20 protein-coding genes are annotated in these 24,238 nt (G+C 58.1%); 10 read left to right on the forward strand and 10 right to left on the reverse strand.

The window, feature by feature from the left end; translation table 11 throughout:
* Positions 1-35: 35 nt before the first annotated feature.
* A complete protein-coding gene (locus INT39_RS12525) occupies positions 36-1,283 on the reverse strand; it encodes an NAD(P)/FAD-dependent oxidoreductase (protein WP_193074264.1) in 1,248 nt (415 codons plus the stop codon).
* Between the two features lie 228 nt (positions 1,284-1,511).
* Between INT39_RS12525 and pyrC the strand changes: the two genes are divergently transcribed.
* From pyrC to INT39_RS12550, 5 genes are all read left to right on the forward strand, one after another.
* On the forward strand, positions 1,512-2,546 hold the full coding sequence (pyrC, locus tag INT39_RS12530; protein WP_193074265.1) for a dihydroorotase: 1,035 nt from the start codon (positions 1,512-1,514) through the stop codon (positions 2,544-2,546).
* A 55-nt stretch (positions 2,547-2,601) separates the two neighbouring features.
* Positions 2,602-3,246 (forward strand): ribonuclease T, encoded by a 645-nt coding sequence (gene rnt / locus INT39_RS12535; RefSeq protein ID WP_226944764.1) that lies wholly within the window; start codon positions 2,602-2,604, stop codon positions 3,244-3,246.
* A 137-nt stretch (positions 3,247-3,383) separates the two neighbouring features.
* Positions 3,384-4,358 (forward strand): TAXI family TRAP transporter solute-binding subunit, encoded by a 975-nt coding sequence (locus INT39_RS12540; RefSeq protein WP_193074267.1) that lies wholly within the window; start codon positions 3,384-3,386, stop codon positions 4,356-4,358.
* Positions 4,359-4,429: 71 nt separating this feature from the next.
* Complete coding sequence (locus INT39_RS12545; RefSeq protein WP_193074268.1) at positions 4,430-7,018, forward strand: TRAP transporter permease; 2,589 nt, start codon at positions 4,430-4,432, stop codon at positions 7,016-7,018.
* Positions 7,019-7,031: 13 nt separating this feature from the next.
* Positions 7,032-7,460, forward strand: coding sequence for a universal stress protein (locus INT39_RS12550; RefSeq protein ID WP_193074269.1), 429 nt, complete (start codon positions 7,032-7,034; stop codon positions 7,458-7,460).
* 83 nt (positions 7,461-7,543) lie between these two features.
* Here the strand turns inward: INT39_RS12550 and INT39_RS12555 are convergent, their stop codons facing one another.
* A complete protein-coding gene (locus tag INT39_RS12555) occupies positions 7,544-8,863 on the reverse strand; it encodes a DEAD/DEAH box helicase (RefSeq protein ID WP_193074270.1) in 1,320 nt (439 codons plus the stop codon).
* Positions 8,864-9,034: 171 nt separating this feature from the next.
* Between INT39_RS12555 and dusA the strand changes: the two genes are divergently transcribed.
* Together dusA and tal are read left to right on the forward strand one after the other, a co-directional pair.
* Positions 9,035-10,057, forward strand: coding sequence for a tRNA dihydrouridine(20/20a) synthase DusA (dusA, locus tag INT39_RS12560; protein WP_193074271.1), 1,023 nt, complete (start codon positions 9,035-9,037; stop codon positions 10,055-10,057).
* Between the two features lie 43 nt (positions 10,058-10,100).
* A complete protein-coding gene (gene tal, locus INT39_RS12565) occupies positions 10,101-11,051 on the forward strand; it encodes a transaldolase (RefSeq protein WP_193074272.1) in 951 nt (316 codons plus the stop codon).
* Here tal and rssC read toward each other — a convergent pair.
* From rssC to INT39_RS12580, 3 genes are all read right to left on the reverse strand, one after another.
* On the reverse strand, positions 11,040-11,525 hold the full coding sequence (rssC, locus tag INT39_RS12570; RefSeq protein ID WP_193074386.1) for an anti-sigma factor antagonist RssC: 486 nt from the start codon (positions 11,523-11,525) through the stop codon (positions 11,040-11,042). The two genes, tal and rssC, sit on opposite strands and share 12 nt — an antisense overlap.
* Positions 11,525-12,715 carry a SpoIIE family protein phosphatase gene (locus INT39_RS12575; RefSeq protein WP_193074273.1) on the reverse strand — a complete coding sequence of 397 codons (1,191 nt, stop codon included), beginning with the start codon at positions 12,713-12,715 and terminating at the stop codon, positions 11,525-11,527. Before INT39_RS12575 ends, rssC begins: the two co-directional genes overlap by 1 nt.
* A gap of 147 nt (positions 12,716-12,862) precedes the next feature.
* Complete coding sequence (locus INT39_RS12580; RefSeq protein WP_413468923.1) at positions 12,863-13,582, reverse strand: VacJ family lipoprotein; 720 nt, start codon at positions 13,580-13,582, stop codon at positions 12,863-12,865.
* Positions 13,583-13,790: 208 nt separating this feature from the next.
* Here INT39_RS12580 and INT39_RS12585 point away from each other — a divergent pair, with 208 nt between their 5' ends.
* Entirely contained in the window at positions 13,791-14,069 is a 279-nt protein-coding gene (locus INT39_RS12585) for a DUF4404 family protein (RefSeq protein ID WP_193074275.1), read from the forward strand.
* 4 nt (positions 14,070-14,073) lie between these two features.
* Here INT39_RS12585 and queF read toward each other — a convergent pair whose 3' ends face one another.
* From queF to INT39_RS12600, 3 genes are all read right to left on the reverse strand, one after another.
* Positions 14,074-14,907: an NADPH-dependent 7-cyano-7-deazaguanine reductase QueF gene (gene queF, locus INT39_RS12590; RefSeq protein WP_193074276.1), complete on the reverse strand. Its 834-nt coding sequence runs from the start codon at positions 14,905-14,907 to the stop codon at positions 14,074-14,076.
* Positions 14,908-14,975: 68 nt separating this feature from the next.
* Entirely contained in the window at positions 14,976-15,752 is a 777-nt protein-coding gene (locus INT39_RS12595; RefSeq protein ID WP_193074388.1) for an ABC transporter permease, read from the reverse strand.
* A gap of 2 nt (positions 15,753-15,754) precedes the next feature.
* Positions 15,755-16,687, reverse strand: coding sequence for an ABC transporter ATP-binding protein (locus INT39_RS12600; RefSeq protein WP_193074277.1), 933 nt, complete (start codon positions 16,685-16,687; stop codon positions 15,755-15,757).
* A 188-nt stretch (positions 16,688-16,875) separates the two neighbouring features.
* On the opposite strand from INT39_RS12600, the gene INT39_RS12605 reads away from it, so the two are divergent.
* Both INT39_RS12605 and INT39_RS12610 read left to right on the forward strand, forming a co-directional pair.
* Positions 16,876-18,189, forward strand: a complete 1,314-nt coding sequence (locus tag INT39_RS12605; protein WP_193074278.1) for a spinster family MFS transporter — start codon at positions 16,876-16,878, stop codon at positions 18,187-18,189.
* A 211-nt stretch (positions 18,190-18,400) separates the two neighbouring features.
* A complete protein-coding gene (locus tag INT39_RS12610) occupies positions 18,401-20,830 on the forward strand; it encodes an acyl-CoA dehydrogenase (protein WP_193074390.1) in 2,430 nt (809 codons plus the stop codon).
* Between the two features lie 67 nt (positions 20,831-20,897).
* Here the strand turns inward: INT39_RS12610 and INT39_RS12615 are convergent, their stop codons facing one another.
* The gene (locus INT39_RS12615) at positions 20,898-22,694 is read right to left on the reverse strand and encodes an ABCB family ABC transporter ATP-binding protein/permease (RefSeq protein WP_226944754.1); all 1,797 of its coding nucleotides are present in this window, start codon (positions 22,692-22,694) and stop codon (positions 20,898-20,900) included.
* 66 nt (positions 22,695-22,760) lie between these two features.
* Positions 22,761-24,170, reverse strand: coding sequence for a hypothetical protein (locus tag INT39_RS12620; RefSeq protein ID WP_193074279.1), 1,410 nt, complete (start codon positions 24,168-24,170; stop codon positions 22,761-22,763).
* Positions 24,171-24,238 lie beyond the last annotated feature (68 nt).

Raw genomic sequence — 24,238 nt, forward strand, 5'->3', positions numbered from 1 at the left:
GAGGCGAGAAAACTTTAAGGGCCAGGCTGAATCAATCAGCCTGAAAATCGTGTTACGGAAAATGGCGCCATGTCGATCGCCGGCGCCTCTCCTTCCATCATCTGCGCCAGCAACTCACCGGTCGCCGGCCCCAGAGTAAAGCCCTGATGACCATGCCCGAACGCCAGCCACAGCCCTGGTTTTCCCGGTGCCGGCCCAATGACTGGCTTCATATCCGGCATGCACGGCCGTGCGCCCTTCCAGGGTTCAGCATCGCGCCGTTTGCCCAGCGGGAACAGCTGGCGCGCGGCACGCTCGGCTGCCGCCAGCTGCTTATACTTGGGAGGTGCATCCAGATCGGCCAGCTCCGCGCCAGTCGTCAGGCGAATCCCGGCACGCATGGGCTCGAGCAGAAAACCCTTCTCGGCATCCATCACCCAATGGTTGAGCACGGCTCCCTGTTCCGTCGAATAGTGCATGTGATAACCACGTTTGACGAACAGCGGTACCTTGATGCCGAGGCTCGACATCAGCTTCGCCGACCAGGGGCCCATCGCCACCACCACCTGCTCCGTTTCCAGTGTTTCTTCGCTGGTCATCACACGCCAGCCGTCATCCGCCTGAATCACCTCCTCGATACTGGCCCGCAACAGACGGCCACCCTGCTCTTCGAAGTTACGCGCATAGGCTTGCACCAGCGCGCCCGGATCCGACACCATCCACGGCTGAGTCCAGTGAATGGCCCCCACCAGACCCTCTCCTAGATGCGGTTCCACGGCACGCAACTCTGCGGCGTTGAGCACCTGATATTCCACCCCGAAGCGCCCCCGATCCTCATCTGCCTGGGCAAGCCGCTCATCCAGTGCCTTCTGCGTTCGATACAGCTCCAGCCAACCACCCTTGCGCACCAACGCCTCGGCCCCGGCGGCTTCGATCATCGGCGCATGGGCGTCCTGGCAACGCATGATCAGCGACGCCCACTCCTTCACGATACGCTCATAACGCGCCCCACCGGAATTGAGCCAATACTGCAACAGTGGACCAGCCGCATTGGCCATGCCCGTTGGCCGATAGCGGATATCCACCTCACGGTTGGGCAGCACGCGCAGCAGAGTTCCTAAATCGCGCGGAAAAGCATAAGGGCGCACCGCCTCGCGCTGGATGATGCCAGCGTTGCCGAAGGAGGTCTCACGCCCCGGCTCACGGCGATCCACCAGCGTCACGGTATGGCCGCGACGCACCAGATGCCAGGCTACGGAAACGCCGATCATACCGGCGCCAAGAACAGTGATATTACGCGACATGACGGTCTCCCCGGTGGTGCATCAAAAAGCCTTCTGTAACAAGGCAAGCATGGCAGAGAGTCTAGCCTGATCTCAACAGCGTGGCGGCAACGTCTTGTCTGCGGAATGCGCTGACGTTTGAAACCACCCATGCTCCAGCACTTTACCAGTCAGCCACCTATCCAGCGTGTACCCCATGCCCTTTTCCGGTAGCATAGCGGCTATTGCAATAGCCTGGAATTCATCCCCATGACCGATCGCATTACCCTGATCCGGCCTGACGACTGGCACATTCACCTTCGTGACGGCGCGGCTTTGCCGCACACGGTTGCCGATGCTGCCCGGCACTTTGCTCGCGCCATCATCATGCCCAACCTGGTACCGCCGGTGCGCGATGGACAGCAGGCCGATGAGTACAAGTCACGCATTCTTGCCGCCCGCCCCCAGGACAGTCAGTTTGATCCACTGATGGTGCTGTATCTGACCGATCAGACATCACCCGATATCATTCGGCAGGCATGGCAGCAGCGCCAGGCGATTGCCGCCAAATTGTATCCCGCCGGTGCCACGACCAACTCGGATTCCGGCGTGACTGCGCTGGAAAAGATCTATCCCGCTCTGGAGATCATGGCCGAGGTAGGCATGCCGCTGCTGGTGCACGGTGAGGTGACCCATGCCGAGGTGGACATCTTCGATCGGGAAAAGGCTTTTATCGACCAGCAGCTGGTGGCCCTGACCGAGCGCTTCCCGACACTGAAAGTCGTGTTCGAGCACATCACCACCGCCGATGCCGTGGATTTCGTGCGCAGCGCCTCCGACCACGTCGGCGCAACCATTACTGCCCATCACCTGCTGTATAACCGCAACCACATGCTGGTTGGTGGTATTCGTCCGCATTTTTATTGCCTGCCGATTCTCAAGCGCCAGCGCCATCAGCAAGCGTTGGGCGATGCCGTTGTGTCCGGCTCCAGCAAGTTCTTCCTCGGTACCGATTCGGCCCCCCATGCCCGCCACGCCAAAGAAGCCGCTTGCGGCTGCGCTGGCTGCTACAGTGCCCATGCGGCAGTCGAGCTGTACGCTGATGCCTTCGATGACCTGGGGGCGCTGGACAAGCTGGAAGGCTTCGCCAGTCTGCACGGCCCGGACTTCTATGGTCTGCCGCGCAATACCGACAGTATTACCCTGGCGCGTGAGCCTTGGACCGTACCTGCCACCCTGCAGCTCGGCGAGCAGGAGCTGGTACCGCTGCGTGCGGGTGAAACCATCCAATGGCGGGTCGTTTGACCCCCTTTCGAATTAAGGACGCTGTGTGAGCGAGTTTGATTACGACAACGATGCAATGGACGATGCGCCTTATGCCGGCAGCAACAAGCCGCCAATGGCCTATCGGTTTCGCGGCTTTCTGCCAGTAGTGGTAGATGTGGAAACCGGTGGTTTCAACTCGGCGACCGACGCCCTGCTGGAGATTGCCGCCACGCCGATTCTGATGGATGACGATGGACAGGTTTATCCGGACCAGACGCACTTTTTCCGCGTTGAGCCTTTTGAAGGCGCCAATGTCGAGCAGGCCGCCCTGGAGTTCACTGGCATCAAGCTTGATCACCCGCTACGCATGGCGGTAAGCGAAAGCCATGCGCTGACGGAAATCTTCAAGCATGTGCGCAAGGCGGTGAAATCCGCTGGTTGCAAACGCGCCGTCCTGGTCGGGCACAATGCCTTTTTTGATCTTGGCTTCCTGAATGCTGCGGTTGAGCGCACCGAGATCAAACGCAACCCCTTCCACCCTTTCTCCTGTTTCGACACCGCAACCCTCGGCGGTCTTGCCTATGGCCAGACCGTGCTGGCCAAGGCGTGCAGTGCCGCCGATATAGAGTTTGATGGTCGCGAAGCCCATTCGGCACGTTACGACACCGAAAAGACCGCCGAACTGTTCTGCACCATCGTCAATCGCTGGCGTGACATGGGTGGCTGGCCGCTGGTCTAAGTCCTTGTACCTGCCGGCCGGATAATTTCATTCCAGTCGGCTACACTCTAGAGCGACAGGCCAATGGCTGCTCTGCAAACCCCGGAACCGGCGCCTTCAAGGCAGACTGGTGGGCATAAGAATAAGGAATAATTCCAATGAAAATCAAAGCACTCTCGTATATCTTCTCCGCCGCATTAGGCTACGCCGCTGTAGCGGCTACGCCCGCTGTCGCCCAGCAGAACTTCATCACTATAGGTACAGGTGGTCAGACTGGTGTCTATTATGTTGTCGGCCAGTCGATGTGCCGTCTGGTCAACCGCAACAGCAATGACCATGGCATTCGTTGCAACGCACCTTCCAGCGGCGGCTCGGTAGCCAACGTCAACGCCATTCGTGGTGGCGAGATGGACATGGGCGTGGTGCAGTCCGACATTCAATATAAGGCCTATGAAGGCATCGAGAACTTTGCCGATGCCGGTGAATTCAAGGAGATGCGCGCAGTATTCGCCCTGCATGGCGAGCCCCTGACTATCGTCGCCCGCCGCGACGCGGACATTGAGCACGTCAAGGATCTCAAGGGTAAGCGTTTCAATATCGGCAACCCTGGCTCCGGCCAACGCGACACCATGGATGTGGTCATGGACGCACTGGGCTGGACCATCAAGGACTTTGCTCTGGCATCCCAACTGTCCGCCTCGGAGCAGGCAGCCGCCCTCGGCGACAATAATATTGACGCCATGGTCTACGTGGCTGGCCACCCCAACGGCTCGATCCAGGAGGCCACTACCACCGTGGACTCGGTGATCGTTGCGGTAAATGGCGAGGAAATCGACGGCATCATTGCCGCACAGCCTTATTACGCAAAAGCCATCATCCCCGGCGGCATGTATCGCGGCAATGACGAAGATATTGAAACCTTCGGTGTGCGCGCCACCATGGTGACCTCCACCAAGGTGCCGGATGAAACCGTATACCAGACCGTCAAGGCCGTATTCGATAACTTCGATCGGTTCAAGCGCCTGCACCCGGCCTTTGCTACCCTGGACGAACAGGAAATGATCAAGGAAGGCCTGTCCATTCCATTGCATGATGGCGCCGTGCGTTATTACAAGGAGCGTGGCTGGATGTAATCCTCCATTCCGGGTTTGCCTATTGCAGCAAGCCCGGAATTCTCGCCGATATAGAGCACAGGGACTAGTCAATGACCGACTCTGCCAAACGCGATGATCTGCTTACCGAGCTGGATGATCTGGTCGCCACAAGCGACACCGGTGCACGTAAACCCCAAGGTTTTACCGGAAAACTGCTGCTATCCGTAGCTGCCTGCTGGTCGCTGTTTCAACTCTGGATCGCTTCTCCACTGCCTTATATAGCCGGATTCGGCGTATTCAACAGTACCGAAGCCCGCTCCATCCACCTGGCGCTGGCGGTTTTTCTGGGTTTCATGGCCTTCCCGGCTTTTCGTCGCTCGCCACGTGATCACGTGCCCCTGACGGACTGGGCGATGGCCCTGGTTGGTGCTTTCTGCGCCGCCTATATCTACATATTCTATGCAGCGCTGGCCGAACGCCCCGGTAGCCCTACCACAATCGATGTGGTCGTCGCCCTGGTGGGTCTGGTGCTGTTGCTGGAAGCGACCCGCCGCGCCTTGGGCCCTCCGCTGATGATCGTGGCGTTGGTATTCATGGTCTATTCCGTCGCTGGCCCTTACATGCCGGGAATGCTTGCCCACCGCGGTGTCAGCCTCACTTCCCTGGCCAACCATCAATGGTTGAGCACCCAGGGCGTATTCGGCATTGCCCTGGGTGTGTCCACCAGCTTCGTATTCCTGTTCGTGCTGTTCGGTTCACTCCTGGACAAGGCCGGTGCGGGTAATTATTTCATCAAGCTGGCCTTTTCTCTGCTCGGCCACTATCGCGGCGGCCCAGCCAAGGCAGCCGTCGCCGCTTCGGGCATGACCGGCCTGATCTCCGGCTCCTCCATTGCCAATACGGTGACCACCGGCACCTTCACCATTCCGATGATGAAACGCGTCGGTTATACCGCTGAACAGGCTGGTGCAGTAGAAGTGTCGGCATCGGTGAATGGCCAGATCATGCCACCGGTGATGGGCGCTGCGGCCTTTCTGATGGTTGAGTATGTCGGTATTTCCTATACTGACGTCATCAAGCATGCCTTCCTGCCGGCAATGATTTCCTATATTGCCTTGTTCTACATCGTGCATCTGGCTGCATTGAAGGCCGGTATGCAGGGACTCGAGAGCAGCAACCCAGAGCGTCCCTTCGCACGCAAGATGCTCGGCTTCCTTACCGGTCTGCTGCTGATCATGGGCTTGTCCCTCGCCGTGTATTATGGTCTTGGTTGGCTGAAGCCCGTACTGGGTGCTTATGCCTCCTGGGTGATCGCCGCCGGGCTCGCTATCGCCTACATCGCCCTGCTTCGGGTGGGCTCACGCTATCCGGATCTTGATTTGGATGACCCGAACTCACCTGTGATGTCCATGCCCCAAACCAGGCCAACCTTGATGACCGGGCTGCATTTCATCTTGCCGGTGATCGTGCTGGTCTGGTGCCTGATGGTCGAGCGCCTTTCACCCGGTCTGTCGGCGTTCTGGGCCACTGTACTCATGATTGTCATCATGCTTACTCAGCACCCACTCATTGCCTTGTTTCGCAAGGAGCGGGACCTGGGGCATAACATCCGTCGCGGTTTCTGCGATTTCTGGGAGGGTCTGGTTGCCGGCGCGCGTAACATGATCGGCATTGGGATCGCGACTGCCACCGCGGGGATCATTGTCGGTGCCGTTTCGCAGACCGGCGTCGGCCTGGTTCTGGCAGACCTGGTGGAAGTGCTGTCCATGGGCAACCTGCTGTTGATGCTGGCGCTCACCGCAGTGCTCAGCCTGATACTCGGTATGGGACTGCCCACGACGGCCAACTATATCGTGGTATCCGCCCTGCTTGCCCCAGTGATTGTCACCCTGGGCCAGCAAAACGGCTTGATTGTGCCGCTGATCGCCGTCCACCTGTTCGTGTTCTATTTCGGCATCATGGCGGACGTCACACCGCCTGTCGGTCTGGCCTCGTTTGCCGCCGCGGCTATCTCCGGCGGGGACCCGATCCGTACCGGCTTCCAGGCGTTCTATTACAGTCTGCGTACTGCTGCGCTGCCCTTCCTGTTCATATTCAATACCGACCTGCTGCTGATCGATGTGAGTTTCACCTACGGGCTGATCATCTTCGTGGTGGCAACCCTGGCCATGCTTATCTTCGCTGCAGCCACCCAGGGTTGGATGATCACCCGCAGCCGCTGGTATGAAAGTGCACTGCTCCTGCTGGTAGCCTTCACGTTGTTCCGCCCTGGGTTCTGGATGGATATCGTGCATGATCCTTACCGCTCCATACCGCCGACCGAGATAACCCAGGCGCTGGATCGGATGGACGACGACAGCAACCTTCGGATGCAGATCAGTGGCCTGGATGACATCGGCAACCCAACCACCTTCTACCTGCTCGTGCCGATTCCGGATGGTGCGACCGGCGAAGAGAAACTGGAGAACCTGGGGCTCACACTGATGCATGAGGGCGATCGCACGCTGGTGGACCTGGTGACCTATGGCAGTCTGGCATCGGAGCTGGGTTTTGACTTTGATCAGGAAGTCATCGAGGTGCTGGCACCGGTTGATCGCTATCGCAAGGAATGGATGTGGATTCCTGCCCTGCTGATATTCGCTCTGGTTGTGTGTCTACAGTGGCGTCGCCGCCCTGCAGTCACCACTACTCTGGCCTGAAAAGGAGCTCGTCATGTACAAGGTGATATTGGTACCCGTTGATATCAATCACAAGGCATCTTGGGCCAAGTCATTGCCCACCGCGATACAGCTGTGCCAGACCTATGGCGCATCACTGCATCTGGTCAGCATTCTGCCTGTCATCGGCATGCCGATGGTGGATGGGTTCTTTCCCAAGGAATTCACTGCTACGGCAAAAAAGACCATGAAGGAGGCGCTGCGGGAGTTTGCTGCCAAGCAGGTGCCTGCCGACATGAAGGCGAATTTGATCGTGGCGGATGGCAAAGCTTATGAAGGGATCCTGCGCGTGGCCAAGAAAATCAATGCCGACCTGATCGTCATGTCCACGCATAAACGCAAGCGTATCGAGGACTATCTGGTCGGCACCAACGCCATGCGCGTGCTGCAGCAGTCAAAGGTATCGGTATTGGTAGTGCGCTGAACTGATGGAACCAGCACTACGCAGGCGTGCTCACGCGGAGTATGGAAATACTCCGCGTGAGCTGTTTCCACGTTGTACGCCGGTTAACTCCGACGCTTCGGTGGCGCCAGGCCGTCCGGGCTGACGATGACCTGACCTTTGGGCGCTGCCGGTTTGCGCTTGGCCGCCGGCTTTGGCGTTTTCGGGCGTTTGACCTTCTTCTTGTCTTCCTTTTTCTTCTTCGCTCCAACCGGCTTACCGGAAGCCTTGAGCTTTTTCGGGCCCTTGAAGCTGCCTGCCAACTCTTTGATCACTCGTCGCTCGAACTGACGGCGCAGGTAGCGCTCGATGCTCGACATCAAACTCCATTCGTGCGGTGCCACCAGGGATATGGCAACACCTTCCGCACCCGCCCTGCCGGTACGTCCCACACGGTGCAGGTAGTCGTCACCACTGCGCGGCATGTCGAAGTTGATCACCAGATCGAGTTCACTGATGTCCAGTCCTCGCGCGGCAACATCGGTCGCCACCAGCACCCCCTTGCCGACCTCCTTGAAACGCTCGATGGCAAGTTTGCGGTCCTTCTGATCCTTTTCGCCGTGCAGCACGTACACACGCAAGGCTTCCACCGTCCGCAACACGCCATTCAGACGGTCTGCCATGACCCGGGTATTGGTAAAGACAATCGCCTTGCCCGGGCACTCATTGAGCAGCAACCATTTGACCAGTGCCTCGCGGTGCGCGTTGTCATCAACGGCAATCACCTGCTGACGGATCGCCGGGGTGTCGTCGCGTACACTGTCCAGCTCCAGCCATCGTGGCTCGTTCAATACCTCAGCGATAATGCGCTTGATCCCGGCATTACCCGTTGTGGCAGAGAACAACATGGTCTGGCGCTCACTCGGACAGGCCGCAGCAATGGCCAGCACATCTTCGCTGAAGCCCATGTCCAGCATGCGGTCCGCTTCATCAATCACCAAGGTCTGAACCGCCGACAGGTCAAGTCCGGCGGCACTCAGCTGCTCCAGGGTCCGGCCGGGCGTCGCCACCACGATATCGGGGTTCTTGCGCAGCTTGGCTGCCTGAACCTTGAAGTCTTCGCCGCCGATGACCAATTCGGCCTTGAGGAAGGTGAACCGCGCCAGCTCCTGGATATCCTTGTGGATCTGACGGGCCAGCTCGCGGGTCGGAGACAGAATCAATGCGCGCGGTGACAGCGGCTGACTCTCGTCATCCAGCAGGCGCTGAAGAATCGGCAGGACGTAGGCGGCCGTCTTGCCACTGCCGGTCTGGGCGATGACATACAGATCATCACCGGCAACTGCCGGAGGAATCGCAGCAGCCTGAACGTCGGTGGGCTTCTCGAAGGACAGTGCAGTCAATGCCTTGAGCAGGCGTTCATTCAGGGACAATTCGGTAAACACGGGCTTTCCTTCTGGAAAAAACAATGCGAAATGCCCGCCAGTGTACCACTGCGTGGGAGAAATTCCGGTATGGAGTTTCCCCAGATCAGCTGGCATAACCCGTTGCGGCTTTCATGATAGAATCGCTCCCCTTCCGAGCTTCGGCTGGCTTTACGCATACGCAGGAACCCCATGGCAATAATCATCCGCCCCGGCCCATCCCGCCGCTTTTCCATCGCGCCGATGATGGATTGGACTGATACCCACTACCGCTACTTTGCCCGTCTCATCAGCCGGCATGCCTTGTTGTACACCGAGATGGTGACCACCGGCGCGGTGCTGCATGGCGACCGCTCACGCTTGCTCGGCTACAGCGCCCAGGAGCAGCCGCTGGCCTTGCAACTGGGTGGCAGCAATGTGCAGGAACTCGCGGAGTGCGCTCAGCTGGCTGAACAGGCCGGTTTTGCCGAGGTGAATCTGAATGTCGGCTGCCCCAGCGACCGCGTGCAGAACAATCTGATCGGCGCTTGCCTGATGGGCCATCCCGAACTGGTAGCTGATGGGGTCAAGGCGATGCTGGATCATTGCAGCCTGCCGGTCACAGTAAAACATCGGATCGGTATCAATGGCCGCGACAGCTATGGAGAGCTGTGTGATTTTATCGGTCAGGTTCAGGAAGCAGGCTGTGATACTTTTATCGTGCATGCCCGTATCGCCATTCTCGAAGGCTTGTCACCCAAGGAAAACCGCGACATCCCGCCGTTACGCTACGAGGTAGTGCATCAGTTGAAGGCCGACTTCCCACAGCTTGAGATCATTCTCAATGGCGGACTGACCGATCTGGATGTCATGCAAGAGCACTTGCAGGTGCTGGACGGCGTGATGGTGGGCCGCGAGGCCTATCACAACCCCTATTTGATGGCCGAAGTGGATCGACGCTTCTATGCGGATGAAGCGCCCGAACTCAGTCGTATCCAGGTGCTTGAAGCACTGCGGCCCTACATTGCTGCACATATCGCGCAAGGCGGCGTCATGCACCACGTTACCCGGCATATACTCGGACTGTTTCAGGGCCTTCCGGGCGCGCGGTATTTCCGCCGGCAACTGAGTACCGAAATCCACCGCACCGACCAGCCACTTGAACTGTATGACCGATTGGTCATAGAGATGGCCGCTCGCATGCAACCCCAGGATTGCTCACCGCAACAGGCTTGAGGTAAGGTCGAAGGCACTTTCTTCGCAACCTCCGCAGGCCATCATGACAAGCAAACTGGACAGCCTTCGTCAGCACACGCTGATTGTTGCCGACACCGGCGATATCGATGCCATTCGCACTCTGCAACCGGTGGATGCCACCACCAACCCTTCGCTCCTGCTGAAGGCGGCGCAACAGGCCGATTACGCTCATTTACTGGATCAGGCCTTGCAACAAGCATCCGGTAGCTACCAGCAGATCCCTGACGCCTGCGACCACTTTGCCGTGGCCGTCGGCAGCGAAATCATCAAACTGGTGCCAGGCCGGGTATCCACGGAAGTCGACGCACGTCTATCTTTCGATCGCGCCGCAACCCTCGACAAGGCGCGCAAACTGATCACACTCTATGAGCAAGCTGGCGTGACCCGTGACCGAGTATTGATCAAGATTGCTGCCACCTGGGAGGGCATCCAGGCCGCCGCGGAGCTCGAGCGCGAAGGTATCCAGTGCAACCTCACACTGCTGTTCTCCTTTGCTCAAGCCCAGGCCTGTGCCGATGCCGGTGTGTTTCTCATTTCGCCCTTCGTCGGCCGAATCTATGACTGGCACAAACAACGCGATGGCGTAGATTACCAAGGTGCTGACGACCCTGGCGTGCAATCAGTGGCACGCATTTTCCGTTACTACAAGCAGCATATGTACGCCACCGTGGTGATGGGAGCCAGCTTCCGCAATATTGGGCAGATCGAGTCGCTGTGCGGCTGTGATCGTCTGACCATCAGCCTCGCGCTGCTGCAGCAGTTATCTGAAGAGTCCGGCACACTTACCCCGTCCGGCCTGCTGACCAACCCATCAGAAGATCCGCGGCACGTACTGGATGAGCCTGCGTTTCGTTGGGCGCACAATGAGGATGCCATGGCCACGGAAAAGCTGGCCGAAGGCATTCACGCTTTTGCCGCAGACCAACTCAAACTGGAGGCATTACTGTCTGACCGGGCGGCGTCAACAGCCTGATTCGAGGGTGCCGACCAGGTCGGTGAAGGCCGCGCGGTTATGCTCGTTGAGGTCCATCAGAATACGATGCGCCTCCAACACCCGGTCCTTCACCTGATCCTCGGACAACATCTGTCCGGGCAGATCATGCAGCTCGGTATCAGTAGGCGTGGATTCAGCCACTATGTTGAAAATCTGATCAAAACCCATGCTCTGCAGCAGCCGGTTCATGTCGTCATGGGTTGAAACCAGCGTCGGCAACAGCCCGACCCGATTGTTGGAAAGGATTGACAGCTTGGCCAGCAGGCCCAGTGAGGTACTGTCGATTCCATGGGTTTCGGTCAAGTCAATGACGATGGACTCAAAGGTCAAAGCACTGAAGATCTTTTCGATATAGGCATCAAGAGCCGCGCACAGGGTAAGGCGCACATCGCCAATGAATTTGAGAACAAAAGTGCCTTCGGATTCAGCGAACTGAATCCTGCCTGTGGTCATCATTCCGGTGTCCTGCTCAACAACAATACAGAGATGTCATCCGGCATTACCTTGGCCTGTTCAAGCCCAAGTAACTGCATAAAGGTCTGCATATCACCTCCTGCCTGCCCAACCAGCATGGGCAACCGGTCTTCCTTTTCTTTCAGCGTAGCCCCTTCGATGCAATCAAGCACACCATCGGAGCACAGCGTCAGAGAGAATTGGGGCGGCAAGGGTATCTCGTGGTTTTCATATTCCGCCTCGACAAACAGCCCTACCGGGCGCCCCTTGCCTTGCAGATACTCCGCCTTGCCGTCCACGCACAGGACCGGTAGCGGCAAATGACCACCGATACTGTAGGTCAGCGTCTGTTGCGCCTCATCAATCACCCCGCCAAGCATGGTCACATGTTTGCCAAGGTTGCAGCTGATCAGGTTGCGATTGATATGCCCCAGTACATCGGAGGGCTGAAAGTCAATCGCCCCCTGCCCGCGCTGTTTACGTTGTTCGTACAGCAGGCGGACAGTCATGAATTTGAGTAGTACGGTGACAAAAGCCGATGAGGCACCATGTCCGGATACATCGGCCAGGTAGAAGGCCAACTGGGTTTCAGATACACGGAAGTAATCGACAAAGTCACCGGAGAGATACAGCGAAGGGATGATGCGGTGTTCGAACAGGTATTCGTTACTTTCCCAGGGCGTAGCCGGCAGCATATTGAGCTGAACCTGGCGCCCTGCCGTCTGGTCGTCCCGGAGCTCGCGAAGATGATTCTCCAGCTCACGGTTGGCCAGCTCGAGGCGTTCGCGGATACGCTGGTTCTCATTACGTAGATGGGCGCGATCCAGGGAGCGGCGCACCGCATGCTCCAGCACTTCCAGATCAGCCTGAGGCTTGATCAGATAGTCGCTGGCACCCAGACGCAGCGCCTCGACCACATCGCTCATGACGCCGTCATCGGAGATAACCACGACGGGGGTATCCGGTGCCTGCTCGACAATCTGCGCGAGAAGCTCGAACCCAGTCATGTCTGACATGAACAGATCGCACAGCACCAGTTCGGGAGCATGGGAGGCAACAAGTGCCAATCCTTCCCGGGCATAACTGGCCTGCAGTACTTCGAAGCCACACTGTTCAAGATGAATCGCGATGCTTTGACGAACCATGTCGTCATCATCAATAACCAGCAAGGTAATGCCAGGAAGCTGCATATTTTCCCTACGTCATTGCCAAGAAGCCAGGCAGAACTTCTCAACCACAGGGGTGTATTCGAGTCAGAACGAGCCTGACGCCATCAAGGGGCAGACATTACTCCCATCCGCCCTTGCAGGCAACCATAGGCAAGAGCCGAGGGACGACTAGAAGTCGTCCTCCACCTGCCCATCCATGACCTTGTACTCACGATTCTGTAGCCAGGCATTGCGGATGAAACGGTATTTGTCGCCGCGAATGAGCTTTTCCTGCGATAGCAGGCCTGCACGCGTATCGACAATATCCACCCCAACCGCGGTGTTGCGGCTTGGCACATGGTCCATCTGACTGCCATAGCTGTAGCCGGCAAACCCTTCAGCAGCAAAGGCGCTGCCGTCACGCAGGGTGCTCGGACCGAAGAAAGGCAACATGACATAAGGGCCGCTTTCCACACCCCAGCTACCCAAGGTCTGGCCGAAGTCTTCATCATTGCGGCGCAGCCCCATGCGGGTCGCCACATCAAACACGCCAACGACCCCGAGAGTGGTATTCATCAGAAACCGCGACAGGTCCACGCTGGCGTCATGAAATTTGCCCTGCAGCAGATTATTGACCAGGTTCTTCGGTTCGCCGAGATTATTGAAGACGTTGGTTACACCGTCATTCAACGGGGTCGGCATGACCCAGTCATAGCCCTTGGCGACCGGCTTCAGCGCATAGGTATCCAGCGTATCGTTAAACCGGAAAACCACGCGATTGACAGGTTCCCACGGGTCTGGATTGGGGTATTCAGCAGCGTAATCACCATCACCGTCCTGCGCCGAAGCCGGGACGATCAATGACAATGAGAGCGCTCCGGCCAGCAGACCGCAGGCAGTGGCATTCATCAGGTTCATCAGTGCTTACTCTCCATTCATGCCGTTCATGGCGGCGTCTCCGACATCGGACGGCGCGTATGAGGCTCATTGTAATTCAAACCAACAGGCAACTCAGTGAATTTCGTAATACTCTGCAAGAAGTCGATCTCGGGGAGACGCTGACATCGCGCAGGGCTATAGTGTGTCCAAGACCTTTTCGTTAATAAAGGAGTGGCTCATGGCCGAAGAACAACTGCAAGCCCAGCTCGAATCCCTGCAGCAGACCTTGAACGACCCGGACATCATTCTGACTGCAGAAGAGCGTATTTCGTTACAGGCGCTGGCGGATAATCTCGAAGCACGCTTGCTGGTCAGCGAGAGCAATGAGGAATCGCTCGCCGACCCCAGCCTGGTAGATGGGGTCAACCTGATGATCGAAGAATTTTCAGAACGCCACCCAACACTGGCCGCCACCTTGCAAAACGTCGTGCAAAGCCTGTCGAATATGGGTATCTGAACGCTTACTGGCGTGCCAGGCGCAGATTGTCCGGCACGCCTGCCTTGGTCGAACGCCAGGGATTGATATCCAGCCCGCCCCGGCGCAAATACCGGGCATATACCGTCAATTCACAATCGTCACCCAGCAGCCGATGCAGATCGAGAAATATCCTCTCGACGCATTGCTCATGGAAATCTGCGTGTTGCCGAAAGGACACCAGATAGCGCAGCAGACTGGCCTTGTCGATCGCCGGTCCGGCATAGCTGATCATCACGCTGCCCCAGTCAGGCTGACCGGTAACTGGACAATTGGATTTGAGCAGGTGACTGTGCAATGTCTCCCGCGCCCAGCCACCACCGGCAACCTGTTGCAGCAACGACGGCGAGTACTCGTAAGTATCGACGGACACATCCAGATCATCCAGGCATTCGCCCGGCAGTCGTCCGATACCTTCCTGCTGCAGGCGCCCCATATTCAACAACCGCACCATAACCGGCGCCTGAGCCGTCACACTCAGGTCGGATTCAAGGGTACGCAGCACATCCGAACGATCGCTGAAGACGGTCTGATTGAGCGAGTTGAGATACAGCTTGAAGGATTTTGACTCGACGATGCGCGCATTGGCAGTCACCGGGAAGATGAACTCCACCGCTGCGACTTCCGGCTTGCCCGAGGGCGTCAGCCACGAAACCTCATAACTGTTCCACACATCCACACCATGGAATGGCAACTTTTCCGGGTCCAGTCCCAGCCCGTGCCAGATAGGTTGGCGCGGGATCGGATACAACAGTGACGGCGTATAAATACCGTTGTAGCTGGTGGTTTTTCCAAGGGGCGATTGTTCTGCCGGATGCATCTGCGGGTCTCCTTCAATGAGACCCGCAAGCATACCTGTGGAGGGCAGTACAGGCCAATAATCAATAACTACTGGCGCAGGCCCGTGCCGCGTACCAACAGTCGATAACTGAAGAAATAGAGCATCACCACGAACAGCACCATCAACATCAGGGCAGTGCCTATATGGATGTCCGATACCCCGAGAATGCCATAGCGGAACGCATTGACCATATGCAGAATCGGATTGATCAGCGATACCTTTTGCCAGAACTCCGGCAAAAGACTGATCGAGTAGAACACCCCGCCAAGGTAGGTCAGCGGCGTCAGCACGAAGGTCGGCACTATGGATATGTCATCAAAGTTTCTGGCAAATACCGCATTGATGAAACCGCCAAGGGCAAATACCAGCGAGGTGAGAAACACCACACCAATAGTCAGCCCGATGTGCTGCACCTGCAGCCGGGTAAAGAACAGCGACATCAAGGTCACGATCAACCCCACCGCCAGCCCGCGCGCTACGCCACCCAAGGTATAACCCAGCAGAATCACGTGGGGCGAAACGGGAGCCACCATCAACTCTTCAATGGAGCGCTGGAACTTGGTACTGAAAAAGCTCGATACCACGTTGGAATAGCTGTTGGTGATCACCGACATCATGATCAGCCCCGGCACTATGTAATCGATATAGGAAAAACCATCCATTTCACCGATACGGCCGCCAATCAGGTTGCCGAAAATAACAAAGTACAGCGCCATGGTGATACCCGGCGGCAGCAGCGTCTGCGGCCAAATCCGGGAGAACCGACGTATCTCCTTGAACAGGATGGTCAGAAAGGCGATCCAGCCGTTGCGCCAGTAATGCATATTCATGCCACTCCCTTATCCGCATTGCCATCCACCAGGTTGAGAAACAATTCCTCAAGCCGGTTGCTCTTGTTGCGCAAACTCAACACATCAATGCCCTGCCCGGCCAGCTCGACAAACAGGCCGTTCATACCCTGCTCCTTGTCGACCTGCACTTCCAGGGTGTGGTCGTCCACCAGTGTGCAGGGATAGCCATTCAATACCGGCGCCACTGCCACTGCGTTGCGACAATCCAGCAGAAAGGTTTCGACGTGCAGCTCCTTCAACAACTCACGCATCCCGGTGTGGTGAATGATCTGCCCACCGTCAATGATCGCGATGTTGCGGCACAGCTGCTCCGCCTCTTCCAGATAATGCGTGGTCAGGATAATGGTGACACCCTGGGCATTGATCTCCTCCAGGAACTGCCACATGGAACGGCGGATTTCGATATCCACGCCAGCGGTCGGCTCATCAAGAATCAGCAGTTTCGGCTCGTGAATCAATGCGCGAGCGATCATCAACCGACGCTTCATGCCACCGGACAGCATGCGCGAGGCTACGTCGCGCTTGTCCCACAAGCTCAAGCGGCGAAGGAAATGTTCGGACCGCTCCCGCGCCTCTTTGGCCGGAATGCCATAGTAGCCGGCCTGGTTGATCAGAATATCCTGAGTCTTCTCGAACTGGCTGAAGTTGAACTCCTGCGGCACCACACCGATACAGCGCTTGGCTGCCATGAGGTCGGTATCCAGATCATGGCCGAAGATGCTCACCTTGCCGGCGCTCTTGTTGATCAGCGATGACAGAATGCCGATAGTCGTGGATTTGCCGGCGCCATTGGGGCCGAGCAGCGCAAAGAAATCGCCCTGCGCCACATCAAGATCCAGACCTCTGAGAGCACGCATGCCATTGGGATAGGTTTTTTCAAGCCCGCGAATCGTGATTGCTGCCGTCATGCATACGCCTTTAATTCATGGAACAGCCCCTCGATATGGGGATGAAATCGCCAGATTCAAGCGGCACGGGTCCTTCGCCAGGAATTACAAAACCGCTACAAATGTGACTACCCGGTCGATTGTGGTCAGAAGTGCCCGACCGTATGCTTCTGTCTGACAAAAATAATCACACATCACGGAGATTTTCCATGTCCCAATTGCCAGAAGCATCGGCAAATGCCAAGGACGACTTTGTCAGCCGCATTACCCCGGCCTATCGTCGTTACGCGTTGTTCATTCTGGTACTGGCCTATACCTCGAGCCACGTCGACCGCAATATCGTCGGCATTCTGATCGAGCCACTCAAGGCCGATCTGCTATTGTCGGACACCCAGCTCGGCTTCCTGTCGGGTATTGCCTTCGCCTTGTTCTATGCCACCCTGGGCATCCCGATCGCGGTATGGGCCGATCGCTCCAACCGCCGTAACATCATCGCCTGGGCTATTGCCATCTGGAGTCTGATGACCGCCGTATGTGGTCTGGCCCAGAATTTCTGGCAACTGGCTGCCGCCCGTATCGGCGTCGGTATTGGTGAAGCCGGCTCCAGCCCGCCATCACACTCGATGCTGTCCGATCTCTATCCGAAGGAACAGCGCTCCAGCGCCATGGCTCTGTATTCCCTGGGGGTGTACTTCGGCATCATGATCGGCTTCATTGTCGGCGGATTCGTCGCCGATGCCTGGGGCTGGCGTGCGGCCTTCTTCGTGGTCGGTATCCCCGGTCTGTTGATCGCATTGCTGGTACGCTTCACCATGATCGAACCGCCACGCGGCTTCGCCGACGGCGTACCGCCACCACCGCGCGGCAAGGTCAGCGTCAAGGCCGGCATGGCAGTCCTGTGGCGCGTGCGTACTACCCGTCACGTGGTGACCGGCGTTACGCTGACCGCACTGGTCGGCTATGGCACCATCGTCTGGAACCCGGCCTTCCTCATGCGCAGTCACGGTATGACCGCAGGCGAAGTCGGCATGTTGCTCGGCCCGCTGATGGGCATCGTCGGGGGCCTGGGCGTTTGGATCGGTGGCCTTCTCGCCGATAAGCTGACAGCGCGCAACCAGAGCTGGAACGCGTGGATTGTCGGTTTGGCCAAGCTCATGGCCATCCCGTTCATCATCGCCTTCTATACCATTGAAAACACCACTCTGGCACTGATCGCCTATATGCCAGCGGTGTTCCTGGGTGCCTTCTATCTCGGGCCAAGCTTCGCCATGATCCAGAGCCTGACACCGTTGCGCAGCCGCGCGCTGGCCTCGGCCGTCATGCTGCTGATCCTCAACCTGTTCGGCCTCGGTTTCGGTCCGCAGCTGATCGGTCTGGCCAGCGACCTGATGAACAGCTCCTATGGTGCGGACAGCCTGCGCTATGCGCTGATCGCCGCATCGCTCATTAATATCTGGGCCTGTTTCCATTATTACCTCGCGGGCAAGACCATTAAACACGATACAGCCCATATCGACCACTGATCCTGATGTACTGAGACAGGGTACTGCGCATGCCGCAGTTACCCTGCTCTCACCCCGCCCCATCCCCTCTGGTCATTTTGCCCCGCTGCACTTCTCGCAGTGATATCCCGTTACAGTTCGATCGGTACACGCACTACCTGGTCATGACGCAGTGCATCGGCAGAACAGCTATGCTCAGTAGTGGATACACCTAACCAAGGAGTGCTTCATGCTGACCCTGCTCTGGCTGCTGGGCCTTATTTTCTGCGTTGTCATTCTCGCCTGGGTACGCATCGGCCTGCTGAACAGTTGCCTGGTTGTCGGCGCCTATCTGCTGGCAATGACCCTGCTGAGCCCAGTCCACTGGCTGCTCGATGTCATCCTGTGGGCCCTGTTTCTCGGCATCGCCGTCCCGCTGAACATGACCAAATGGCGTCGTAAAAACATAACTACACCGCTGTTTCATTGGTTCAAGAAGGTGTTGCCACCGATTTCCGACACCGAACAGGAAGCGCTGGACGCCGGCACCGTCTGGTGGGATGGCGAGATCTTCAGCGGTCGTCCCGATTGGGACACACTGCACAGCTACCCCCAACCGACGCTGACAGCGGAAGAACAGGCATTTCTTGATGGTCCGGTGGAAGAACTCTGCCGTATGACCAATGAATGGGAAGTCACCACACAATTGCAGGACCTCCCGGAGCCGGTCTGGAGCTTCATCAAGAACAACGGCTTTTTCGGCCTGATCATTCCAAAGGATTTCGGCGGCAAGGGGTTTTCTGCTTATGCCCACTCGCAGATCGCCATGAAACTGGCCAGTCGCAGCGGGGATCTGGGCTCTACCGTGATGGTGCCCAACTCCCTGGGCCCCGCTGAGCTTTTGCTGCAATACGGTACCGATGAACAGAAGCAGCATTATCTGCCGCGCCTGGCCGCCGGCCAAGAGGTACCCTGCTTCGCCCTGACCTCTCCCGAAGCCGGCTCAGATGCCGGAGGTATGCCCGACCGAGGCACTGTCTGCCGCGGTCAGTGGCAAGGTGAAGAGGTGTTGGGCCTGAGTGTCACCTGGGAGAAACGCTACATCACTCTCGGGCCGGTAGCCACGTTGCTGGGCCTGGCGTTCAAGGTTTACGACCCCGACGGTCTGTTGGGTGATCAGGAAGACTTGGGCATCACCCTGGCATTGATTCCCACGGATACCGAGGGCGTAGAAATCGGCCGCCGCCACTTCCCACTCAATGCGGCGTTCATGAACGGACCCAACTCCGGCAAGGACGTATTCATCCCGATGGAATATCTGATCGGCGGCCAACCGATGATCGGCCATGGCTGGAAGATGCTGATGAACTGCCTGGCCGTCGGGCGCTCCATTTCCCTGCCCGCTGGCAGCACTGGTGCGGCCAAGATGGCCAGCATGGCCACCGGTGCCTATGCGCGTATACGTCAACAATTCAACCTGCCCATCGGCGAGTTCGAAGGCGTACAGGAAGCCCTCGCCCGTATCGGCGGCAATACCTATGTCATGGACGCCGCCCGCACCATGACCGCCGGCGCCGTGGACCTCGGCGAAAAACCCGCAGTGCTGTCCGGCGTGGTCAAATACCACCTCACCGAACGCATGCGCCAATGTATGAACGACGCCATGGATGTGCATGGCGGCAAGGGTATCTGCATGGGGCCGAAGAATTATCTGGGCCGCGGCTATCAGTCAGTGCCGATTTCCATCACCGTGGAAGGTGCCAACATCCTGACCCGCAGCATGATGATCTTCGGCCAGGGTGCGGTTCGCTGTCATCCGTACGTACTAAAAGAAATGCAGGCCACCCAGGACCCGGATCAGGATCGTGCCATCGCGCGCTTCGATGGGTTGCTGTTCGAGCATATCGGGCATGCACTGGGTAATGCCGCTGGCAGCTTGCTGCTGGGGCTGACCGCCGGGGCGCTGGTCAGAACACCGGGCAACGCTCACACACGCGGTTATTATCGACAGCTGTCACGCCTCAGCGCCGCCTTCGCTGCGCTCACCGATACCACGATGCTGATGCTCGGCGGCGAGCTGAAGCGCCGCGAGCGATTGTCGGCCCGGCTCGGTGATGTACTCAGCTTCATTTATCTGGCCAGCGCCACGCTCAAGCACTATCACGACCAGGGGTCACCGGAAGAGGATCTGCCGCTGCTGCGGTGGGGCGTCGAGGATCTGTTGGCCAAGACCGAGCAGGCCATGCACGAGATCCTGCTCAACTTCCCGGATCGTTGCATGGGTATTGCCCTGCGAGTACTGATCTTCCCCTTGGGCCGCCGCCTCAAGCCGCCATCCGACCTTACCAGCGGAGAGATTGCACGCCAGCTGATGACACCCAGTGCGTCGCGTGACCGGCTGTTGGCAGGCTGTTATCGCAGCAACGACCCGGAAGATGTTACCGGGCTGCTCAACACGGCATTGGACAAGGTGATCCTGGCTGATCCCATCGAGCTGCGCCTGAGAAAAGCGATCCGCTCCGGGGAGCTGGAGCATGACAGCGACGCAGACGTCCTGGCCGTCGCGGCCGAAAGCGGCGTCATCAGCCCCGACGAAGCGCAGAAGGTCCGCGATGCCCGGCTGGCACGCCGCGCGGTTATCGAGGTGGATGATTTCTCGCAGGAGGAAATGCGGCCGGAGTGAGGCGCGTATTGCAGATGGCTCCCATGCTCCGTCTGGGAGCCTGCGTCCGAACCTGCAGCCTGTTACGTTAAGCCTCGGACTCCCCTTCACTGTTGCGCAGTTGCTCTGCCCACAAACGGGCGTAGGCTCCGCCTGCCGCCAGCAGTTGCTGATGATTGCCTTGCTCCACTACCCGCCCCTGATCCAACACCAGAATCTGCTCGGCGTGGGTGATGGTGGATAATCGGTGGGCGATGGCCAGTGTGGTGCGCCGCTGCGCTACCAGGTTGATTGAATCAAGAATTCGCCGTTCGGAATGGGTATCCAGAGATGATGTGGCTTCGTCCAGAATCAGCAATTGCGGATCCTTGAGCAATACCCGCGCGATGGCTATACGCTGCTTCTCGCCGCCGGACAGTTTCAGCCCCCGCTCACCCACCTGGGTATCCAGCCCCTCGGGCAGCCGTGCGACGAAATCCTCCAACTGCGCCATGCGCAGTGCATTCCAGATCTCCTCGTCGCTGGCACCGGGTTTGCCGTAGGCGATGTTGTAACCGATGCTGTCATTGAACAGCACGGTATCCTGCGGCACCACCCCAATAGCCTGGCGCAGACTGTGCTGGCTGACGCTGCGGATATCCTGCCCGTCGATACTGATGCTGCCACTGCTGACGTCATAGAAACGAAACAACAAGCGCGCCAACGTGGATTTACCGGCGCCGCTGGGGCCGACCACAGCCAACGTCTGACCGGCAGCAATGGTGAAGCTGACATCCTCAAGGATCGGCCGCTCCGCAGTATAAGCGTGGCTGACCTTGTCGAACCGCACCGCACCGCCGCTGATTTCCAGCGCTGGGGCTGCATCCGCATCCACCACCTTGAGCGGTGCTTCCAGCAGGCCGAACAGACGCTCGATATTGATCAACGCCTCACGAATTTCCCGGTAGATGAAGCCGAGGAAGTTCAACGGGATGAACAGCTGGATCATGTAGGCATTGATCATCACCAGCTCACCCAGGGTCATGCTGCCCGCCGAGACCTGTCGCGCCGCCAGTACCATCATCAGCGTCACCGAGCCGGCAATAATCAGCGCCTGACCTGAATTCAGCGCCGCCAATGACAACCGGGTCTTCATTCGCGCTGCTTCCCAGCCCGCCAGATGCTCGTCGTATTGCCGAGCTTCAAACTCTTCGTTACCGAAGTATTTCACCGTTTCGTAGTTCAGCAGGCTGTCTATCGCCCGGGTATTGGAGCGGTTATCCAGCTGATTGCTTTCCCGTACGAAGCGATTGCGCCATTCGGTGAAGACGATGGTGAACAGCCCATAGACAATCACCGCACCCAGCACCGTCAATGCGTACACCGGACTGAAGTTGGCCAGCAGGATGACTGCGATCAGACCGATTTCCAGCAAGGTCGGCAGGATATTGAAGACCATGAAGCGCAGCAGAAAACTGATACCGCTGGTGCCACGCTCGATATCCCGTGCCAGCCCACCGGTGCGACGTGACAGGTGGAAGCCCAGATCCAGCCGGTGCAGGTGCTCGAATACCTTGAGTGATATGCGCCGCATGGCCCGCTCGGCCACCCGGGCGAATACCGCGTCCCGCAGCTCCGAGAACAGCACTGTGGAGAAACGCAGCAACCCATAGGCTGCGAGCAAGGCGACCGGCACCAGGATCAGTACGTCTGTCGTCGACTCATAATGCTCGACGATCAGTTTGAGCACCCAGGGCACAGCCACGCCGGCGATCTTGGCCAGCAGCAGGCATGCCATCGCGAGGGTTACACGGCCGCGAAATTCGCTCAGGTAGGGAACAAGACTGCGGATGATCCGCCAATTGACCGGACCACCGGCATAGGAACTGTCACTTCTGGGTCGCAATGCAAGAGCCTCGGGATGAATGTGCCAAAGCGGCAGTCTATCACCCCGAGGCTCGCTGATCCTCGCTCAGCCTTCCGCCTCCAGCTTGGTGGCCACCGGAGCGGGCACCGGACCTGGCGCCGGGGCATCATGCTCCTTGGGAATCGGCTCGATGCTCCGATCCCAACCCACCAGCAGCAGGGTCGTCAATACGCCGAACAGCAGACCAACCCAGGGCTCGAAGAACGCCAGGCCAGCACCGATCATCAGCACTGCGCCACGTGACGCATTATTCGTCGGAATAGCCATGGCGATATAGGCACAAGCAAAGCCGGTCAGCACCAGTGTCAGCGACAGGGCAATACCCAACAGCGGTTGTAGACCGGTCACCAGCGGTAGCGTGAAAAACAGGAAGGGAATGCCCATACCGTAATAGGAGATCAAGCCACTGTGCAGACTGTCCATGGTCTGCTTGCCCTGCTTCCAACGCTGGATGATGATCACATGCACGCCGGTCCACATCGGCCCCTGTGTCGGAAAAAAGGGCGCACTGATGCCCATCAACGCGTTACGGATGGCCAGCGCGAAGTGCGAACGGGTCGGGTTAATGTCGATATGCTCATCGTTGCGCTCTTTCAGACCCTCACGAATCACCTCGTTGCCAGTGACCAGATCACCGAACAGGATGACGTAGGTGATGATGGCCAGCGGCATGGCCTGGATCATCAGGCTCAGGCTGGGGAAACCAATGGAGAACGGCGACATCTTGACCCACATGTCACCTACCGGCGGGACCATGAAGCCCCATTGAATGTCATAGGAGACCTCGCCCACCATGGGCCCGACAATGGCGGCAATCAGAAAGCCCGGCAACAGTCCCAACGCCGCAACCCTGGCCACCCACCGATACTTTTCCTTGAGCTTCTGCATTGGCAACGAGAAAGCGAAGATCAGACAGACTGCGCAGGCCAGTGTGGTAGCTATAGGTTGTTGCAGCAGAAAACGTTCCGCGTCGTCGATGAAAACCCGTTTGAGCGCCGCCAGTGCTGCGCCCAGGATAATCCCGGCCTTGAGTGTATCCGGCAGCCAGATGACAAACTTCTTGCCCAGGCCGGTAATACCCAGCAGCAACAGCAACAAGGCAAAGTTCAGCGACAGGGCCGTCATGGCCTGCAAGCGCAGCACCGGATCATCCCCGGCACCAATGGCAAAGGCCAGCGCCAACGGCAGCGCCGGTGTGAGCCAGCCCGGCGCATAGGGTTCGCCGAACACAATCAACGCCGTGCTGATGAGAATGGAATGGATCATCGAGGCGGCTACGGCCTCTTCGAAAGTCAGACCGAAGAACATGATCATCAGGGGCACGAGCGACAGACCCGTTGCAGCTGCGATGAAAAGCCCCTGAAACAGCTCTGGCCAATACAGCCGGGTGTGATAAAACGGCAAACGGAAGGTAAAGGGTCCCCAGCGCCAGCCGGGCAGTTCAGGTCGGGACATAGATCCATCTCCATGGTTATTTATTATTTGTTTTGCCGCGATTGCGCCTTACCTGGCCTTCGCGTGGA

Source organism: Pseudomonas sp. FME51 (assembly GCF_014897305.1).

Bases quoted from the DNA above. Each gene is read 5' to 3' on its own strand.
- pyrC (WP_193074265.1), top strand. From the start codon at position 1,512: ATGACCGATCGCATTACCCTGATCCGGCCTGACGACTGGCACATTCAC.
- INT39_RS12585 (WP_193074275.1), top strand. From the start codon at position 13,791: ATGGCCGAAGAACAACTGCAAGCCCAGCTCGAATCCCTGCAGCAGACC.
- INT39_RS12595 (WP_193074388.1), bottom strand. From the start codon at position 15,752: ATGCATTACTGGCGCAACGGCTGGATCGCCTTTCTGACCATCCTGTTC.
- rnt (WP_226944764.1), top strand. From the start codon at position 2,602: ATGGACGATGCGCCTTATGCCGGCAGCAACAAGCCGCCAATGGCCTAT.
- INT39_RS12540 (WP_193074267.1), top strand. From the start codon at position 3,384: ATGAAAATCAAAGCACTCTCGTATATCTTCTCCGCCGCATTAGGCTAC.
- INT39_RS12620 (WP_193074279.1), bottom strand. From the start codon at position 24,170: ATGTCCCGACCTGAACTGCCCGGCTGGCGCTGGGGACCCTTTACCTTC.
- INT39_RS12600 (WP_193074277.1), bottom strand. From the start codon at position 16,687: ATGACGGCAGCAATCACGATTCGCGGGCTTGAAAAAACCTATCCCAAT.
- rssC (WP_193074386.1), bottom strand. From the start codon at position 11,525: ATGACCACAGGCAGGATTCAGTTCGCTGAATCCGAAGGCACTTTTGTT.
- INT39_RS12580 (WP_413468923.1), bottom strand. From the start codon at position 13,582: ATGAATGCCACTGCCTGCGGTCTGCTGGCCGGAGCGCTCTCATTGTCA.
- queF (WP_193074276.1), bottom strand. From the start codon at position 14,907: ATGCATCCGGCAGAACAATCGCCCCTTGGAAAAACCACCAGCTACAAC.
- dusA (WP_193074271.1), top strand. From the start codon at position 9,035: ATGGCAATAATCATCCGCCCCGGCCCATCCCGCCGCTTTTCCATCGCG.
- INT39_RS12550 (WP_193074269.1), top strand. From the start codon at position 7,032: ATGTACAAGGTGATATTGGTACCCGTTGATATCAATCACAAGGCATCT.
- INT39_RS12525 (WP_193074264.1), bottom strand. From the start codon at position 1,283: ATGTCGCGTAATATCACTGTTCTTGGCGCCGGTATGATCGGCGTTTCC.
- INT39_RS12545 (WP_193074268.1), top strand. From the start codon at position 4,430: ATGACCGACTCTGCCAAACGCGATGATCTGCTTACCGAGCTGGATGAT.
- INT39_RS12605 (WP_193074278.1), top strand. From the start codon at position 16,876: ATGTCCCAATTGCCAGAAGCATCGGCAAATGCCAAGGACGACTTTGTC.
- tal (WP_193074272.1), top strand. From the start codon at position 10,101: ATGACAAGCAAACTGGACAGCCTTCGTCAGCACACGCTGATTGTTGCC.
- INT39_RS12575 (WP_193074273.1), bottom strand. From the start codon at position 12,715: ATGCAGCTTCCTGGCATTACCTTGCTGGTTATTGATGATGACGACATG.